The 15875-nt window shown below is 70.3% G+C and carries 18 protein-coding genes; 6 read left to right on the top strand and 12 right to left on the bottom strand.

The genetic code is table 11. From position 1 onward, the window contains the following. Positions 1-71: 71 nt before the first annotated feature. The gene (locus OG303_RS46070) at positions 72-1268 is read right to left on the bottom strand and encodes an RNA polymerase sigma factor (protein ID WP_405876010.1); all 1197 of its coding nucleotides are present in this window, start codon (positions 1266-1268) and stop codon (positions 72-74) included. Further along, complete coding sequence (locus OG303_RS46065) at positions 1268-1624, bottom strand: YciI family protein (protein ID WP_405876009.1); 357 nt, start codon at positions 1622-1624, stop codon at positions 1268-1270. Before OG303_RS46065 ends, OG303_RS46070 begins: the two co-directional genes overlap by 1 nt. A gap of 98 nt (positions 1625-1722) precedes the next feature. Between OG303_RS46065 and OG303_RS46060 the strand changes: the two genes are divergently transcribed. Both OG303_RS46060 and OG303_RS46055 read left to right on the top strand, forming a co-directional pair. Further along, positions 1723-2781 carry an acyl-CoA dehydrogenase family protein gene (locus tag OG303_RS46060; RefSeq protein ID WP_405876008.1) on the top strand — a complete coding sequence of 353 codons (1059 nt, stop codon included), beginning with the start codon at positions 1723-1725 and terminating at the stop codon, positions 2779-2781. Further along, positions 2778-3116, top strand: coding sequence for a nuclear transport factor 2 family protein (locus OG303_RS46055; RefSeq protein WP_405876007.1), 339 nt, complete (start codon positions 2778-2780; stop codon positions 3114-3116). Before OG303_RS46060 ends, OG303_RS46055 begins: the two co-directional genes overlap by 4 nt. A 7-nt stretch (positions 3117-3123) precedes the next feature. Here the strand turns inward: OG303_RS46055 and OG303_RS46050 are convergent, their stop codons facing one another. The 6 genes from OG303_RS46050 to OG303_RS46025 all read right to left on the bottom strand — a co-directional run bounded on the left by OG303_RS46050 (position 3124) and on the right by OG303_RS46025 (position 8758). Next, the gene (locus tag OG303_RS46050) at positions 3124-4305 is read right to left on the bottom strand and encodes an LLM class flavin-dependent oxidoreductase (protein WP_405876006.1); all 1182 of its coding nucleotides are present in this window, start codon (positions 4303-4305) and stop codon (positions 3124-3126) included. A 49-nt stretch (positions 4306-4354) separates the two neighbouring features. Beyond that, positions 4355-5539, bottom strand: a complete 1185-nt coding sequence (locus OG303_RS46045; protein WP_405876005.1) for an SfnB family sulfur acquisition oxidoreductase — start codon at positions 5537-5539, stop codon at positions 4355-4357. A 5-nt stretch (positions 5540-5544) separates the two neighbouring features. Further along, positions 5545-6099, bottom strand: a complete 555-nt coding sequence (ssuE, locus tag OG303_RS46040; protein WP_405876004.1) for an NADPH-dependent FMN reductase — start codon at positions 6097-6099, stop codon at positions 5545-5547. Between the two features lie 57 nt (positions 6100-6156). Then, positions 6157-7374 carry an acyl-CoA dehydrogenase family protein gene (locus OG303_RS46035; RefSeq protein WP_405876003.1) on the bottom strand — a complete coding sequence of 406 codons (1218 nt, stop codon included), beginning with the start codon at positions 7372-7374 and terminating at the stop codon, positions 6157-6159. Between the two features lie 31 nt (positions 7375-7405). Then, entirely contained in the window at positions 7406-8527 is a 1122-nt protein-coding gene (gene sfnG / locus OG303_RS46030; RefSeq protein WP_405876002.1) for a dimethylsulfone monooxygenase SfnG, read from the bottom strand. 153 nt (positions 8528-8680) lie between these two features. Next, positions 8681-8758: a putative leader peptide gene (locus OG303_RS46025; protein ID WP_353962852.1), complete on the bottom strand. Its 78-nt coding sequence runs from the start codon at positions 8756-8758 to the stop codon at positions 8681-8683. Positions 8759-8902: 144 nt separating this feature from the next. On the opposite strand from OG303_RS46025, the gene OG303_RS46020 reads away from it, so the two are divergent. Continuing rightward, on the top strand, positions 8903-9814 hold the full coding sequence (locus tag OG303_RS46020; RefSeq protein WP_405876001.1) for a LysR family transcriptional regulator: 912 nt from the start codon (positions 8903-8905) through the stop codon (positions 9812-9814). A 12-nt stretch (positions 9815-9826) separates the two neighbouring features. Here the strand turns inward: OG303_RS46020 and OG303_RS46015 are convergent, their stop codons facing one another. Beyond that, complete coding sequence (locus OG303_RS46015) at positions 9827-9991, bottom strand: hypothetical protein (RefSeq protein ID WP_405876000.1); 165 nt, start codon at positions 9989-9991, stop codon at positions 9827-9829. Positions 9992-10340: 349 nt separating this feature from the next. On the opposite strand from OG303_RS46015, the gene OG303_RS46010 reads away from it, so the two are divergent. Continuing rightward, positions 10341-10781 carry an SPW repeat protein gene (locus OG303_RS46010; RefSeq protein ID WP_405875999.1) on the top strand — a complete coding sequence of 147 codons (441 nt, stop codon included), beginning with the start codon at positions 10341-10343 and terminating at the stop codon, positions 10779-10781. A gap of 76 nt (positions 10782-10857) precedes the next feature. Here the strand turns inward: OG303_RS46010 and OG303_RS46005 are convergent, their stop codons facing one another. Beyond that, positions 10858-11628, bottom strand: coding sequence for an ArsR/SmtB family transcription factor (locus OG303_RS46005; protein ID WP_405875998.1), 771 nt, complete (start codon positions 11626-11628; stop codon positions 10858-10860). 212 nt (positions 11629-11840) lie between these two features. Here OG303_RS46005 and OG303_RS46000 point away from each other — a divergent pair, with 212 nt between their 5' ends. Beyond that, complete coding sequence (locus tag OG303_RS46000) at positions 11841-12395, top strand: GNAT family N-acetyltransferase (protein WP_405875997.1); 555 nt, start codon at positions 11841-11843, stop codon at positions 12393-12395. Here the strand turns inward: OG303_RS46000 and OG303_RS45995 are convergent. Further along, complete coding sequence (locus OG303_RS45995) at positions 12392-12922, bottom strand: GNAT family N-acetyltransferase (RefSeq protein ID WP_405875996.1); 531 nt, start codon at positions 12920-12922, stop codon at positions 12392-12394. The genes OG303_RS46000 and OG303_RS45995 overlap by 4 nt on opposite strands. Before the next feature lie 132 nt (positions 12923-13054). Beyond that, entirely contained in the window at positions 13055-14509 is a 1455-nt protein-coding gene (locus tag OG303_RS45990) for an APC family permease (RefSeq protein WP_405875995.1), read from the bottom strand. Between the two features lie 141 nt (positions 14510-14650). On the opposite strand from OG303_RS45990, the gene OG303_RS45985 reads away from it, so the two are divergent. Then, entirely contained in the window at positions 14651-15835 is a 1185-nt protein-coding gene (locus tag OG303_RS45985) for an ROK family protein (RefSeq protein WP_405875994.1), read from the top strand. The last annotated feature ends 40 nt before the right edge of the window (positions 15836-15875 follow it).

Below are 15875 nucleotides of genomic sequence, written 5' to 3'. Positions count from 1 at the left end.
TGTATATGCCAACCTTTCATACACCAAAATAAATTCCGGTGCCGGTCGGACTACTTTCCGCTGTCGCCCCGTCACGAGCGGACGAGCTCCTGCCGCCGCCTCTCCAAGAAGGCACGCTCCGCCGCGCTCTCCGTACGGGCGATGGCCGCCTCGTACGCCCGTACCGCCTCGGTGTCGCGACCCAGGCGGCGCAGCAGGTCTGCACGGACGGCGTGGAACACGTGGTAGCCATTGAGGTCGAGCGTGTCGACGAGGTCCAGGGCCGGTCGGGGCCCTTCGGTCTCGGCGACGGCGACCGCGCGGTTCAGGGCCACGACCGGGCTCGGTGCGAGGGCCATGAGCTGGTCGTACAGCTGCCGGATCTGGCTCCAGTCGGTGGCGGCCGCGGTGGGCGCGTCGCTGTGGACGGCCTGGATGGCGGCCTGGATCTGGTACGGCCCCGGCCGGTCCCGGCGCAGGCAGCGGCGGACCAGTGACTGGCCTTCGGCGATCAGTGCTGGGTCCCAGCGGTCGCGGTCCTGCTGCGGCAGCGGCACCAGTCCGCCGTGCTCGTCCAGCCGTGCGGGGCTGCGCGAGTCGACGAGGAGCATCAGCGCGAGCAGGCCGGTGGCCTCGGGCTCGTCCGGCATGAGCTCGGACAGGAGGCGGCCGAGGCGTACGGCCTCCGCGCACAGCTCGGGGGTGCCTGCGTAGCCCTCGTTGAAGATCAGGTAGACGACGGCCAGGACGCCCTTCAGCCGGTCCGGCAGGTCGGCGTCGCGGGGCACCCGGTATGGGATCCGGGCGTCGCGGATCTTCGCCTTGGCGCGGACGAGGCGCTGGGCCATGGTCGGTTCGGGCACGAGGAAGGCGCGGGCGATCCGGGGCGTGGTGAGGCCGCCGAGCAGGCGCAGGGTCAGGGCGACCTGGGCCTGGGGGGCGAGCGCCGGGTGGCAGCAGGTGAAGATCAGGCGGAGCCGGTCGTCGCGCACGGGGCCCTCCTCTGCCGGTGCGTCGGGGGTGCGCAGCAGGTCGGCCTCGGCGTGGCGGGCCTCGCGGGAGGACTCGCGGCGCAGCCGGTCGATCGCGCGGTTGCGCGCGGTGGTGATGATCCAGCCGGCCGGGCTCGGCGGCACACCGGTCTCCGGCCAGCGCTGCACGGCCGTGGTGAAGGCGTCCTGCACCGCTTCCTCGGCGAGGTCGATGTCGCCGAGGAAGCGGACGAGGACGGCGACGGCGCGGCCGTACTCCGCCCGGAAGACGGCCGCGACGTCGACGGGTGCAGGCATCAGGCTTCGGCCTGGTGCACGAACGGGCGGACCTCGATGGGCAGCGTGGTCGCCCGGGCCGCCTTCCTGCCCCATTCCAGGGCGGCGTCCAGGTCGGCCGCCTTGATCAGGCAGATGCCTCCCAGGTACTCCTTGCCCTCGGCGTACGGCCCGTCGGTGATCAGCACGTCGCCGTCGCCGGGCCGCAGCATGGTGGCCGTGTCGGGGCCGTGCAGACCGCCGGCGAAGACCCAGGCGCCGGCCTGGCGCAGTTCCGCGTGGAAGGTGTCGAGGTTGCGGACGATCTCCGCCATGGCCTCGGGCTCGGGCGGCGTTCCGTCGCTCGGCGTGACCACGCTGAGCAGGTAGTACTGCATGTCGTCCTCCTTGGCATCGTGTCGTTCTCTCACCTCCTACACGAACGGCGCACCCCCGGATCGACACCGCGCACGACGAGATCGGGAGAATCTTTTTCATGACCGCCGCATCGCACCCGTTGGTCCCCACCGCCCAGGCTCTCGCCGACGACCTTCTCGCCCCGAACGCGGCGCGGGTCGACCAGGAGGGCGTGCCCCTGAGCCACATCGAGGCCATCAGGCGGTCGGGACTGCTGGGGGTGAGTGCACCCGAGGAGTACGGCGGGGCGGGCGCGCCCGACTCGGTGGCCCGGGAGATCCAGGAGATCCTGGCCGGGGCGTGCTGCTCGACCTGGTTCGTGCAGACCCAGCACCACACTCCGGTGCGACTGCTCGCGAAGTCCGAACTCCCCGTGCGGGAGCGGCTGTTGCGGCCGCTGGCGACCGGCGAGCTGCTGGCGGGCATCGCCTACGCCCATGTCCGCGCCTTCCCCCGCGTCCCCGTGCGGGCCACGGCGGAGCGGGACGGCTGGCGGTTCGAGGGCACCGTGCCCTGGTACACGGGCTGGGGTCTCAACGACGTGATGCTTCTCGCGGGCGTGACCGACTCGGACGAGATCGTGTTCGCGTTCGCCGACGCGCGCGAGCAGCCGGGACTGCGCGCCTCGGAGCCGATGCGGCTGGCGGCCCTCACGGCCGCCCGCACGGTCTCCCTGGAGCTGGGCGGCCTGTGGCTGCCCGAGGAGGCCGTGGTGCTGCGTACCCCGCAGGAGAAGTTCGCCCTCGTCGACCTGCCCCGGAGCACGAACACGTCCCCGGCCGTCTTCGGGGTGGCGTACGCCGCGCTGCGCGTCCTGGAGGACGCCGGGGAGGCCAAGACGGCTCGGGGGCTGCGCGGCCGTCTCGACGAGGTGCGGCGGCAGGCGTACGAACTTGCCGATCATTCCGTACCGCACGAGCGTGTCGAGGGGCGATTGGCGCTCAGGACACGGTCGTACGACCTCATGCGCGCGGCCACGACCGCGGCGGTCGTGGCCGGGGGCGGCCGCACCATGGACGTACGCCATCCTGCCCAGCGGTTGGCCCGTGAGGGGATGTTCCTGCTGGTACAGGGGCAGACGTCGGTGGTACGGCGGGCACACCTCGACGCGCTCGCGGAGATCCAGGAGCCCTCATGATCAACAGTCCTACGGACGTCGTCGAAGCGGCGTTTCGGTACTACCGCTCGCAGGACCGCGAGGCGGCCTTCGCTCTCTACGCCGATGATTTCTCCTTCACCAGTCCGCGGGACGATCGCATCGACAAGGCAGCCTTCTTCGAGCGGTGTTTCCCGACCGCGGACCGGTTCAAGGAGCAGCAGCTGCTGCACGTCACCCCCGCCGACGAGGAGCTCGTACTCGTCTACTACGAGTACGAGCTGACCACGGGCGGCCGGTACCGCAATGTCGAGGCAATCACCGTCCGGGACGGACTCATCCGGGAGGTGCAGGTCTTCTTCGGTGGCAAGGTGTGACGGGCCCCTAGCTCGCGAACGGCACCTGCGCCGAGGACGCGGCCTGCGTGCCGAACGGGTGCTTCCACAGTCCCTGCGCGGCGAGGCGCGGCAGGACGCCCTCGCCGAACCAGTACGCCTCCTCCAGGTGCGGATAGCCGGAGAGCACGAACTCGTCGATGCCGAGGGCGTGGTACTCCTTGATCCGCTCGGCGACCTCGTCGTGGCTTCCGACCAGGGCGGTGCCCGCGCCGCCGCGCACCAGGCCGATGCCTGCCCAGAGGTTGGGGTGGATCTCGAGGCCGGTGGGGGTCCCCCCGCTCGAGCGAAGCCGAGAGTGGGGGAGGTTGCCGCCGCCGTGCAGGGCGAGCATCCGCTGCTGCCCCGCGGACTCGCTGCGGGCGAGTCCGGCCTGTACGGACTTCACGGTCTGCGGGTCGAAGCCGTCGAGGAGGCGGTTCGCCTCCGCCCACGCCTGCTCGGACGTGTCGCGGGTGATGACGTGCAGCCGGATACCGAAGCGCAAGGTGCGCCCCTCCTTGGCCGCGAGCCCCCGGATCCAGGCGATCTTCTCGGCGACCTGGGCGGGCGGCTCACCCCACGTGAGGTAACTGTCGACGTACTTGGCGGCGACCTCACCGGCTACGGGCGAGGACCCGCCGAAGTACACCTCGGGGACCGGGTCGGGCACCCGGGCCAGCTTCGCGTCCTCGACCCGGAGGTGCTCGCCGTGCAGGTCGACGGTCTTGCCCTCCCACAACTCCCTGACGATCTGCAGGAATTCGCCGGTACGGCGGTACCGGGCGTCCTTGTCGAGGAAGTCGCCGTACGCCCGCTGCTCGTGACTCTCCCCGCCCGTGACGACGTTGAGGAGCAGCCTTCCACCGCTCTGCCGCTGGAAGGTGGACGCCATCTGGGCGGCGAGCGTCGGCGAGACGAAGCCGGGACGGAAGGCGACCAGGAACTTCAGGCGTTCGGTGTTCTGGCTGACCATGGCGGTGGTCAGCCAGGCGTCCTCGCACCAGGCGCCGGTCGGGGTGAGCGCCCCCACGAAGCCCAGGTCCTCGGCGGCGCGGGCGATCTGGCTCAGGTAGGCCACCGTCGGTGGCCGGTCCCGTCCGGATGCGGTGGCCGGGGTGCCGTGGCCGCCGCCGACCACGTGGCGGCTGTCGCCGTTGGTGGGGAGGAACCAGTGGAAGGTGAGGGACACGTGGGGTCTCCGATCCGAGGTGTCGCTGTATCGCTGTGTTGCTGTGTCGCTAGAGGAGGCCGTGGCGGGGTGGGCGGGTGCCGTTCAGCACGTACCGGCCGATGTGCTGGATCTTCCAGCGGGCCGGATCGTGCAGCGTGTGCGTGCGGGCGTCGCGCCAATGCCGGTGCAGATTCAGGGAGTTGAGCGCGGCCCGGGTGCCGGACACCTCGAACAGGGCACTCGCCACCTCGACCGCCGTCTGCGCGGCCTGCACCTTCGCCGCGGCGACCGCGATGGACGCCTCGGCCGCCGTGTCGTCGGTGAGGTCGGCGCGCGCCGTGTCGACCGCACGGGCGGCCTCGCGCAGCAGCGCCTCCGACGCCCTTGTCCGCAGGGCGAGTTCACCGAAGCGTTGGATCAGCAGCGGGTCCTCGGCGGCCGTCTCGACACCGCTCTCGAACCACGGCCGGCTCTTCGTCCGCACGAACTCCGCAGCCTCGGCGAGCGCGCCCGCCGCGATCCCCGCGTCGATGGCGGCGTGCAGCAACTGGGCCACGGCGCCGTGGAGTTGTGGCCCCTCGAAGGTCAAGTGATGCGGCAGCACTCGGTCGCCCGGCACCGGGACGCCGTCGAGGCGGACGGTGCCGCTGGCCGTCGTCCGCTGGCCCAGGCCGTCCCAGTCGTCGATCACCGTGAGACCGGGGGCGCCCGCGGGAACGTAGGCGACATGCAGTTTGTCGTCCTCGGCGCGGGCCAGCACGGGGATCCAGTCGGCGAACAGGGCCCCGGTGGAGTAGTGCTTGACTCCGGTGAGGAGGTAGGAGCCGTCCGGCTGCGGTTCCAGGCGGGTGCGGATGTCCTGGACGTGTTTGGTGCCCGCCTCGGACTGGGCGTTGCCGAAACGGCGACCTGCGAGCAGTTCGGCGAAGAAGAACTTCCGTTGCTCCTCGGTGCCCTGACGGCGGATCACATTGACGTAGGCGAAGTGGCTCTGCGGGATCTGGGCGAGGCTGCCGTCGGCCGAGGCGAGCAGCCGGAAGATCTCGGCGAGGGTCAGCGCGCCGACGTCCGCGCCGCCGTGTTCGGCGGGGACGGTGACCGCGAGCAGTCCGGAGGCCGAGAGCCGGTCCAACTCCTCGCGCGGAAGCCTGCGTTCGGCGTCCCGGGCGGAGGCGCCGGCGCGGAAGCCCTCGGCCAGGGCGGCCGCCACCGCGAGGGCCTCCGCGTCGTCGGCGATGACATGGGCGGACACCGCGCTCAGCTCGCCGCGGCCAGCAGCGGGGTGCGGCCCAGGGCCGTCGAGAACTGGTCGACCACCTGGGTGAGGGCCTCGGTGGCTCCCGGCGCGACGCCCAGGGAGCCGTCCTCGTGCACGGTGATGTCCTTGTCGAGGGTGAACCAGCCCTGCACGATGTGGCCGGCTCCCATGGAGCTGAGGACCGGGCGCAACGCGTAGTCGATGGCCAGGACATGGGCGGTGGAGCCGCCGGTGGCCAGTGGCAGCACGGTCTTGCCGCTCAGCGCGTACTGCGGGAGGAGGTCGAGCAACGCCTTGAGGACGCCGGAGTACGACGCCTTGTAGACGGGGGTGCCGACGACGACGCCGTCGGCCCGCGCGAAGAGCTCGGTGGCCTCGACGATCGCGGGGTGCTTGAAGTCCGCGCCGAGCAGGGCCTCGGCGGGGATGGTGCGCACGTCGAGCGGGATCACCTCGTGGCCCTGTGCGATCAGCCTCTTGTCCAGGTGGCGCAGCAGGCGGTTGGTGCGGGAGGAGGCGGAGGGGCTGCCGGAGACGGACAGGACGGTGGCCATGGGTCCTCTTTCAGGGAGGCGGGGCGCCCGCGCCAGGCGGGCGCCCCGAAGGAAGCGTCAGGAGTACCAGGTGGGTTCGGGCAGTTCGCCCTCGAGGACCCAGCGGCCGACCTCGCGCCGCTTGTAGGCGACGGGGTCGTGCAGGGTGTGGGTGCGGACGTTGCGCCAGAAGCGGTCGAGGCCCTCGGCCGTGGCGGTGGAACGAGCGCCGGTCACCTCGAAGATGCGGTTTCCGATCTCCAGGGCGACGTCGGTGGCACGGGCCTTGATCGCCGCGACCCGGACCTCGAAGGCGCCACGGGTCTCGGGCGTGACCGCGTCCGGGTCGTCGTGCAGCTTCTGCCCCTCGGCGGCCACGGCGTCGGCGAGGGCCTCGGCCGCCCAGAGCTTGGCGGTGAGGTCGCCGTAGGTGTCAATGACGTACGGCTCGTCGACCGCGCGCTCGTAGCCGCCGTGCAGCCAGGACCGCGCCTTGGTGCGGGTGTAGCCGGCGGCCGCCTCCAGGGCTCCGCCCGCAATGCCCAAGTAGAAGTTGACGAAGACCAGTTGGATGGTGGGGACGTTGAGGGTGTTGTAGACGCGCGGCTGGAAGACCTTGTCGATGTAGCCGGCCGCCGACGACCACGGCGTGCGCACCCCGTCGAGGGTGACGCCGCCACTCTCGGTGAGCCGCTGGCCGATGTTGTCCCAGTCGTCGTGGAAGGTCAGGCCCTCGCTGCCGGACGGCACGATCGCGAAGACGTGCTGGTCGGTGCCTTCCAGGACGCCTTCGAGGACGGTGACGTCGGAGACCTTGCTGCCGGTGGAGAAGGACTTGCGGCCGGTGAAGACGAGGTCGTCGCCGTCCTCGGTGACGACCACGTCCTTGTCGCGGGGGTTGACCGCTCCGCCGAAGAACCAGCGGTTGCGGCTCGCCTCGGCCTCCACCTGCTCCCACTGTTCGCGGGTGCCGACCAGTCGGGCGGCCCAGAACCAGAGGTAGTGGTAGCCGAGGAGCTGGCCGATGGAACCGTCGGCCTTGGCGACCTCGCGGACGACGCGGTAGGCGGTGGGCCAGTCCTGGCCCGCGCCGCCGTGCTCCGTGGGGCCGAGCAGGGTGACGAGGCCGGCGTCCTTGAGGAGCTGGACCTCGGCGTACGGGGTGGCTCCGGCGCGGTCGCGCTCGGCGGCGTCGGTGGCGAGGACGGCCGCGATCTCGGCGGCGCGGGCGATCCAGTCCTGGGCGGTCTGCGGGGCGGGGCGGGTCTGCCAGTCGGTGGGCGTTGCGGTGCTCATGCGTGTCGACCTCTCTCGTGGCGCGGCGCGGTCAGGCGTGAACGGGGACGGACTCGGCCTCGGAGTCCGGGAGTTGGGCTTCCAGTTCACGCACCAGCGGCAGCACCCGCTTGCCGAAGTACTCGACCTCCTCGTGGTAGTGCAGGAAGCCGAGGAGAAGGAGGTCGACGCCGAGCTTCTTGTAGGCGACGATGCGTTCCGCGATCTGCTCGGGGGTGCCGATGAGCCCCGTACGGAAGCCGTCGTTGTACTGGACGAGATCCTCGAAGGAGGAGTCCTGCCACATGCCCTTCTTGTCGCCGGTGGACTGGCCGGCCTGCTTGACCGCCGCGCCGAAGCCCTCGACGGCCTCGGTGTCGGCCTTCGCGACGATCTCCCGGAGGGTGTCGCGTGCCTCGGCCTCGGTGTCGCGGGCGATGAGGAAGCCGTTGAGGCCGAACTTCGGTGCGCTGCGGCCGACTTGGGCCGCCGCTGCCCGTACGTCGTCGATCTGCTCGACGACTCCGTCGAAGTCCTTGCCGTTGGAGAAGTACCAGTCGGAGACCCGGCCGGCCATGGCGCGGGCGGCGGTGGAGTTGCCGCCCTGGAAGATCTCCGGGTGCGGGCGTTCGGGGGTGTTGAGGGGCTTGGGCTTGAGGGAGAAGTCGCGCAACCGGTAGAAGTCACCGGCGAGTTCGGTGTGGTCCTCGGTCCAGATCTGGCGCAGCGCCTGGATGAACTCCTCGGAGCGGCGGTAGCGCTCGTCGTGTTCCAGCCAGGGCTCGCCCAGGGCGGTGAACTCGCCCTTGAACCAGCCGGATACGACGTTGACGGCGAAGCGGCCGTTCGAGAGGTGGTCGGCTGTGGCGCCGAGCTTGGCGAGGACGCCGGGGTGCCACAGGCCGGGGTGGACGGCTGCGATGACCTTCAGGCGCTGAGTGGCGAGGAGGAGGGCGAGGCTGAAACTGGTCGACTCGTGCTGGTACTCGGCGCCGTAGCTGGCCATGTAGCGGACCTGGCTGAGGGCGTAGTCGAAGCCGTTGTTCTCGGCGAGGACGGCGAGTTCGCGGTTGTACTCGTACCCCCAGTCGGTGCGCTGCTCGATCCTGCTGGTGACGAGTCCCCCACTCACGTTGGGAACCCAGTAGGCGAATTTCACGGGCGCTCGGGACATGCGGAACTCCTGTTGCGGAATGCTCTCGGGAACGCCGAATTCAACGGGCGCGACAACGCTCGGAATTCGGGCGGACAGGTGACATCACGGCGCACGGCTGCAGGACGACGACAGGCGTGGCGTGGGAGAGGTGCGCGGCGGATCGGGAGGGGATCAGGCCGCGGGGCAACAGGAGGCACTGGAGACGCGCGCGAGGTCGACATGGCGTCGCCGCGTGAGGTCCAGTCGCATCTTCATGTCGTAGATCGTGGCAGCCGACGTCGAGGACCGTCAAGGAAAACCCGACCGGTCTCGTATCGCGGACCATTGAATTTCACGAACGTGTGACAGGGAAACCCTTGAACCGCTCGCGAAATCGGACGCATTCTGCTGGTCGTGCGGACAGAACAACTGGAATACATCGCGGCCGTGACCCGGCTCGGATCGCTGCGCCGGGCCGCGGAGGAACTGCGGCTTTCCCAGCCCGCGTTGAGCGAGACGGTGCGGAATCTGGAACGCGAGCTGGGAGTCGACCTCCTGGAACGCAAGCGGTCCGGGGCGACGATGAGCGCGGAGGGCCGGGAACTGCTGCCGCACATCGTCAATGTGCTGGACGCGGTGGACCGGTTGCGGTCGGCGGCGGGCGAACAGCACCGCATCAGCCGCATGGTGCGCGTGGGCACGGTGAACGCGGCGACCGTGCCGCTGCTCATTCCGGTCGTCCGGGACTTCCGCGCCGCGCATCCGCTCACGCAGGTCGAGGTGGTCGCCGCGCAGCAGACGGAGATCCACCGGGCCCTGTCGGAGGGCGGGTTCGACCTGGGGCTGGTCAATCACCTGGACGGCGACGACGTGCCCGCCGGCTTCGAGTCCACGGAACTGCTGCGCGGGCGGCCGGTGGTGTGCGTCCGCCCCGACAGCTCGCTCGCTTCGCTGACCGCCGTGACGGTGGACGACCTGCTCGCCCAGCCCGTGATCGCGATGCGCTCCGGCTACGTCATGCACCGCTACGTGCACCGGCTGCTGCACGGCCGCGGCCCGTCCTTCTCGTACTCCACCGACGGCGCCGAGATGGGCAAACTGATGGTCGCCGAGGGACTCGGGGCGACGGTCCTGCCGGACTTCAGCGTCATCGGGGATCCGCTGGAGCGGCAGGGCACGATCACCCACCGGCCGATCGCCGGCGACACGACACGGGTGCTGCTGATGCTGCAGCGCCGCAGGGCCGAGTCGGTGCCGCGGGCGGCGCAGGACCTGTACGAGGTGTTCGTGCGCCGGGCACGGGAGTTGGGCGGAACGCTGACGTGATGGCGTATCCGGTCAGTCGTCGTCGACCGGGACCACCACGAGGAACGCGTCCGACTTGAGGTCCATGATCACCGTCGCGGGCTGACCCTCGGCGCGGCGCCTGGCCGCGTACTCCTCCGCCGGCCACGATCCGCGCGGAGCTCCCGCAGGAAACCGCTCCAACACCTTCGCGCCCATAGCGGCAGCACCTCCACCAGCGACTTGTCGATACGACTCCGGTAGGACTCGTCTGCCCTCGATCGCACGAGACATGTCACGTCGCCGTGCGCCGGCCCTGGCGGCTCCGGCGCCCAGGCCGTACCGCCATCGACTACCCGGACCCGGTCGTCGACCTCTCGGACGGCCTTGCCCGGTTCAGGCGTGCGCGGGGGCTCGACCGACGACGGTCCCGCGGGCGCCCTTCAGCCGCACGGAACCCCGCCACCTCTACACATAAAGATGAAATAAGCGCAGAATGTACGTACGCGGCGCTTACCCGCATACCGCACCAGACGCGGTCAGGCCTGCGAGTCAAAGGAGACGAGTCATGGCCAACGTCTCGCCCACCAGAGGTGACATAACCACCCATCCCGATGCGTCCGAAATGCGGGAGCGGTACGCCCGTATGCTCGGCGGTCGCGATGTGGCGCTCGTGGACGGACCGGTGTTCCTTCTCGGTCTGTACTGCGCCGTATCCCCGTGGATACTCCACTACACGACGAGCCAGCCGGCGCTCGTCACGCACAACCTGATCGTCGGCATCGCGATCGGCCTGCTGGCCCTCGGATTCACCCGGGCTCCCGAGCGCATGTACGGCCTCAGCTGGGCGTTCTGCGCGGTGGGCATCTGGATGATCGTCGCGCCCTGGGTCGTCGGTGACAGCCCGGACGCCGGGGTCATCCTCAACAACATCATCATCGGTGCGCTCGCCGTGATCCTGGGGCTGATGTGCGCCATGACGGCGGCCAGGAGCACCCCCAAGCCGTAGGACCACGCCGGGAAAGGACGACACGAGGGCCGGTCTGCACACCGCGCGGACCGGCCCTTCCCTGCTCCGCCGTCCCTCAGTGACCGGGAACCGACCAGGGCTGCTGCGGCAGTGGACTGCCCGTCTCCAGCAGCGACTTGAGGTTCGACAGCACCGCCGGCCAGCCGCCGGAGACGTCGGCCAGCGCGCCCTCGTCCCAGAGGTCCTCGTGGGTGACGGTGAGGCGGACGATGTCCTCGTGCGGCGTGACGTCGAAGGTGACCCGGGAGTACTTGTCCTCCTGTCCCTCGTTCTCGGGATCGACCCAGGTGGTGACCAGGCGGGTCGGGCGCTCGCTCTCGACGACGGTGCCGACGACATCGGCGATGCCGGATCCGTCCGTGCGGACGTGCTCCCAGCGTGAGCCCTGCTGCCAGTCCGAGACGTTGCGGTGGCCCCAGTAGGCGGCGGTCAGGTCCGCGTCGGTGAGCGCCTCCCAGACCTGGTCGGGCGTGCTCTGGATGTAGGTGACGTAGACGAATGCGGGCTTGTCGCTCATGGTGGCTTCCTCGGCTCGTCGTTTCACGGCGCTGAGCGCGCTCAGACGCGGGCGCTCGAACTTGTCGATCCACCGCTCCTGGATCTCGTGGAGCGGGACCGGATTGAGGTAGTGCAGCTTCTCCCTCCCCCGCCGCACCGTGCTGACCAGGTTGGCGTCCTCCAGGACGCCCAGATGCTGGGTCACCGACTGGCGGGTCATGGCGATGTGCCCGCACAGCTCGCCCAGCGTCTGACCGCTCTGCTCGTGCAGCCGGTCCAGCAGTCGTCTGCGCGTCTCGTCGGCCAGCGCCTTGAAGACCTTGTCCATCCCGGAGTCACTCCCTGATTGCACACTCAACGTTATGCAGGCAATTGCCTGCATGTCAAGGCCGACGGCGCACGAGCTGCTCTTTGTCCCCCACGGGGGGCGGTTGAGCGGGAACGCGCGCTCCCCGCACTCCGCCTACCGCCCATCGCCCCCACGCCCACCGGCGCGGCCGTCCGCTTGGCCCGATGCCGTACCCGAGGCAGGATCAACTCATGGACAGCAACGGGAGTTTCGTCTTTCCGTCGGTGTTTCGACTGGAGGGGTACGGCATCCACCTGCGCGACTGGTCGGACGACGACGTCCCCCGACTGGTCGCGCTCTACGACGACCCCGAGATCGCCCGCTGGACGCCGGTGGCATCCCCCTTCGACACGGAGGCCGCCCGCGCCTACCTCGCCTCCGCCAAGGAGGGCAAGTCGACTGGAAACAAACTGCAGTTGGCCATCACCACGGACGGCATCCGACCGCTGGGCGAAGTGCTCCTGTTCCGCAGTGCGGCCGACACACGGGACGTGGAACTGGCGTACGGCGTCGGGGCCGCTAACCGCGGACAAGGCCTGGCAGGACGGGCGGTGCGCCTGATCTCCGACTACGTCGTCCGGGAACTCGGGCCCCGGCGCGTGGTGTTGTGCATCGACGCCGAGAACGCGGCGAGCCGGGCGGTCGCCCGGACCGCCGGGTTCGCGATCACGGACGATCCGCGGATACGGCGCGAGTCGCGGGGACGCACGGTCGCGCTGCAGACGTGGAGCCTCCGCACCACCTAGCTGGGTTGTGCTGGTAGGTCGGCACCGGTCCGAGGGTCCTGCCGGAACGAGATCCACGCGTCCGGCGGGAGATCGGGACGGTCGGGGACCTGCCGCGCCTCCTCCGACCAGGCGTCCGGGGCGAGTTCGGCGGCGACACGGCGCCAGAAACGGACCGCGGGCTCGTTGTCGTACTGGAAGGCGATCTCCCAAGACCCGGGGTGCCGGTGCACCACCTCGCGCACCGCCCGGATGCCGATACCCTCGCGGCGCGCGCCGCGCACCACGAAGAAGCTGTTCAGCACGCGTGTCGGCCCGGTGAGCCCGCGGACGAACGCGAACCCGAGGGGCCGTGTCTCGCGGACGAACAGGTACGGCACCCAACCGGCCTCCGTGAAGGCCGCGTCGACCCGCTCGCTACGGAACGTCCCGTCGGGGTTGGGCAGTTGACCCATGAATCCCGACAGGTCATGACGGAACATCAGCCACAGTCGCTCCACCGTGGGGCGGTCTTCGGCGGTCGCGAGACGGACGAACATGTCGGACATGGGGGCTCCCCCGCAAGAGATCGATCGATTTCCGGGCATGAGAAAAGCCTCCCCGGGCGGACATGCGTCCGGCCGGGAAGGCTTCACGGATGACGAGACTCTAGCGCACGTACGGCGGTTGAGGCGGCCGGTTCACGTGCCCGCCGGCTCCGGGTCCGCCTCCGCCGGGTGCAGGTACTCCTCGGTGATCTCCTTCGGGCCGAACGGCCACACCTTCTCGAAGCGTGCCCAGAGCACGTACGCCACGCAGCCCAGGGCCAGCCAGGCCAGCGACCATTCGATGGGATGGCGGCCCGGCGAGTTCTTGTCCGCGTAGCCGTAGATCACGCACCAGCCGACGAAGGCGACGATGCTCGGCACCGGGTAGAGCCACATGCGGTACGGCCGACGCAGTGTCGGCTGGCGCCTGCGCAGCACCGTCAGGGCGACGATCTGGGCCAGCGCCTGGACGATCACCATCACCGTGGTCAGCAGCTGGATCAGTGTCGCGAGGTCCGTGTGCCGGCCGATCAGGAAGCCCACCGCCGTGATCACGCCCATCGTCGCCAGACCCAGCATCGGGAAGCGGTGTTTGGGGTGCAGCTTGGCGAAGGGGCGGAAGAAGACCCGCTCGCGGGCCGCGTCGTACGGCACCCGCGAACCGCCCAGCAGACCGGTGAAGACCGAGGCGAAGGCCGTGATCAGGATGAGGACGGTGACCGTGTCGGCCGCGCCCTTGCCCCAGGTCTTCTCCAGCACGGCCGAGGCCACCGAGGTGGACGCGATGTCCTTCGCGTCCGTCATGCGGTGCCAGTCGATCACGCCGAGCGTGCCTATCTGCAACAGCAGGTAGATCGCCATGATGCCGACGATCGAGAAGATGATCGAGCGCGGCAGCGTACGTCCGGGGTCCTTGATCTCGGCGCCCATGTAGGCCGTCGTGTTGTAGCCGAGATAGTCGTAGATGCCGATGGTCAGGCCGCCGGCGAAGCCGAGCCAGAAGTGGTCGCTGCCCAGGTCGAAGGCGTGCGCCGGGTAGGTGAAGGCGAGGTGCGCGCTGAAGTCGGTGGCCGCGGCCAGGATGACCAGCACGACCGAGGTGATCATGACCGCCCACATCACGGCGGTGATCCGGGCGATGTGCTCGATTCCCCGCCACAGCAGGACTACGACCAGGACGATGATGCCGAGGCCGATCAGGTCGCCGGACGTCTGGCCGAGGTCGGGGGCCAGATACCCGAGGTACTGGACGAAACCGACCACACCGGTCGACATGATCAGCGGAATGAACAGCATCGCCGTCCACACGAAGAGGAACGGCATGAGCCGGCCGGTGCGGTACTGGAAGGCCTGGCGCAAATAGACGTAACTGCCGCCGGAACCGGGCATCGCCGCGCCCATCTCGGCCCACACCAGTCCGTCGGCGAGCGCGAGCACCGCGCCGGCGACGAAGCCGATCACCGCCTGCGGGCCGCCGAACGCGGCGACCATGAGCGGGATCGTGACGAACGGGCCGATGCCGCACATCTGGCTCATGTTGATGGCGGTGGCCTGGAACAGGCCGACGCGACGGACGAAACCACCGTTGGGTGGCGGACTACCGGACATGGGGACTCCTGAAGCACCGGGCGGCGCCGGCCAGCCGTTGGCTCGCCCGGCGAGGCTGTTGGGCGATAAAGTTAAGGAGCCTTACTTGATGCGTCAAGAGGTCCCATCCGATACGTGAGACCGATACGTGAGAATGGTGCGATGCCCGCCAGTGACGCCACAGACCAGCAGCAACAGCCCTGGAACCGCCGGCGACTGCGCAGCACCAACGAACGGCTGCTGCTCGACCGGCTGCGCACCGGGGGCGCCGCGTCGCGCGCCCAACTGGCCCGCGAGACCGGCCTGTCCAAGCCGACCGTCTCCAGCGCACTGGCCGCACTGGAGACGGCCGGGCTGGTCCACGAGGTAGGCACCCTCGCACCCGAGCGCGGCCGCACCGCCGTCCTGTACGCGCCGGATCCGGCGGCCGGTCACGTCCTCGGCATCGACGTCGGGCGCAGCTGGCTGCGGGTCGCCGTCGCCGACCTGGACGGCACCGTCGTCGCCCGGTCCGACGTACGCAACCGGGCCCGCAGCTCGGGCGCGATCGCCGACCTGGTGGTGACCACGGCCCGACAGGTGGTCGGCGGCTCGGGCCTGGCAGCGGACGAGGTGGTGCACGCGGTGGTGGGCACACCCGGCGTGTACGACGAGAAGCAGCGCCGGGTGCGCTACGCGATGCACCTGCCGGGCTGGGGGCGCGCCGGGCTCTTCGACCGGATGCGCGAGGAACTGGGCGTCCCGCTGGAGGTGCACAACGACGCCAATCTCGCGGCGCTCGGCGAGTACACGTACGGCGTCGGCGCGGGCAGTCGGCTCTTCGCGTACATCCTGATCGGCACCGGTCTCGGCATGGGCGTGGTCAGTGACGGACGGCTGTTCACGGGGGCGCACGGCCTGGCCGGGGAGATCGGGTTCCTGCCGTGGCCGGGGCAGCAGAAGCCCGAGCGGCTGGAGGACGCCGTGTCGGGGGTGGCCGTCGTCGAGGCGGCGCGCAGGTTCGGCATGCGCGGGCAGCTCACCGCCAAGGCCGTGTTCGACGCGGCCCGGCACGGAAATGACGCCGCGGTCAAGGCGGTTCAGCTGGAGGGCGAGCGCATCGCGCACACCGTGGCGGCCGCCGCGGCCGTGCTCGACCCGGACCTCGTGGTCCTGGGCGGCGGGGTGGGCCACAGCGTGGACCTGCTGCTCCACCCGGTGCGCGACAACCTCCGGGCGCTCACCCCGCTGCGGCCCAAGGTGGTGCCCAGCCGGCTCGGCGAGGACGCGGTGCTGCTGGGCGCGGTGGCCACGGCGCTCGGGACCGCGCGGGACCTGGTGTTCGAGCGCCGGTCGGCCGCGTCCTGACCAACTCGCGCAGGGGCCGCGGTGATTGACACCGCTCACT

It is taken from the genome of Streptomyces sp. NBC_00005, from assembly GCF_045160215.1.
Taxonomy (GTDB): domain Bacteria; phylum Actinomycetota; class Actinomycetes; order Streptomycetales; family Streptomycetaceae; genus Streptomyces.
Note: the sequence above shows the minus strand (reverse complement) of the source record. Positions and strands in the feature narration are given on the sequence as shown.

Coding starts and splice junctions, on each gene's coding strand:
- OG303_RS46070 (WP_405876010.1), bottom strand. CDS start 1,268: ATGCCTGCACCCGTCGACGTCGCGGCCGTCTTCCGGGCGGAGTACGGC.
- OG303_RS46065 (WP_405876009.1), bottom strand. CDS start 1,624: ATGCAGTACTACCTGCTCAGCGTGGTCACGCCGAGCGACGGAACGCCG.
- OG303_RS46060 (WP_405876008.1), top strand. CDS start 1,723: ATGACCGCCGCATCGCACCCGTTGGTCCCCACCGCCCAGGCTCTCGCC.
- OG303_RS46055 (WP_405876007.1), top strand. CDS start 2,778: ATGATCAACAGTCCTACGGACGTCGTCGAAGCGGCGTTTCGGTACTAC.
- ssuE (WP_405876004.1), bottom strand. CDS start 6,099: ATGGCCACCGTCCTGTCCGTCTCCGGCAGCCCCTCCGCCTCCTCCCGC.
- OG303_RS46035 (WP_405876003.1), bottom strand. CDS start 7,374: ATGAGCACCGCAACGCCCACCGACTGGCAGACCCGCCCCGCCCCGCAG.
- sfnG (WP_405876002.1), bottom strand. CDS start 8,527: ATGTCCCGAGCGCCCGTGAAATTCGCCTACTGGGTTCCCAACGTGAGT.
- OG303_RS46025 (WP_353962852.1), bottom strand. CDS start 8,758: ATGCGACTGGACCTCACGCGGCGACGCCATGTCGACCTCGCGCGCGTC.
- OG303_RS46015 (WP_405876000.1), bottom strand. CDS start 9,991: ATGGGCGCGAAGGTGTTGGAGCGGTTTCCTGCGGGAGCTCCGCGCGGA.
- OG303_RS46010 (WP_405875999.1), top strand. CDS start 10,341: ATGGCCAACGTCTCGCCCACCAGAGGTGACATAACCACCCATCCCGAT.
- OG303_RS46005 (WP_405875998.1), bottom strand. CDS start 11,628: ATGGACAAGGTCTTCAAGGCGCTGGCCGACGAGACGCGCAGACGACTG.
- OG303_RS46000 (WP_405875997.1), top strand. CDS start 11,841: ATGGACAGCAACGGGAGTTTCGTCTTTCCGTCGGTGTTTCGACTGGAG.
- OG303_RS45995 (WP_405875996.1), bottom strand. CDS start 12,922: ATGTCCGACATGTTCGTCCGTCTCGCGACCGCCGAAGACCGCCCCACG.
- OG303_RS45990 (WP_405875995.1), bottom strand. CDS start 14,509: ATGTCCGGTAGTCCGCCACCCAACGGTGGTTTCGTCCGTCGCGTCGGC.
- OG303_RS45985 (WP_405875994.1), top strand. CDS start 14,651: ATGCCCGCCAGTGACGCCACAGACCAGCAGCAACAGCCCTGGAACCGC.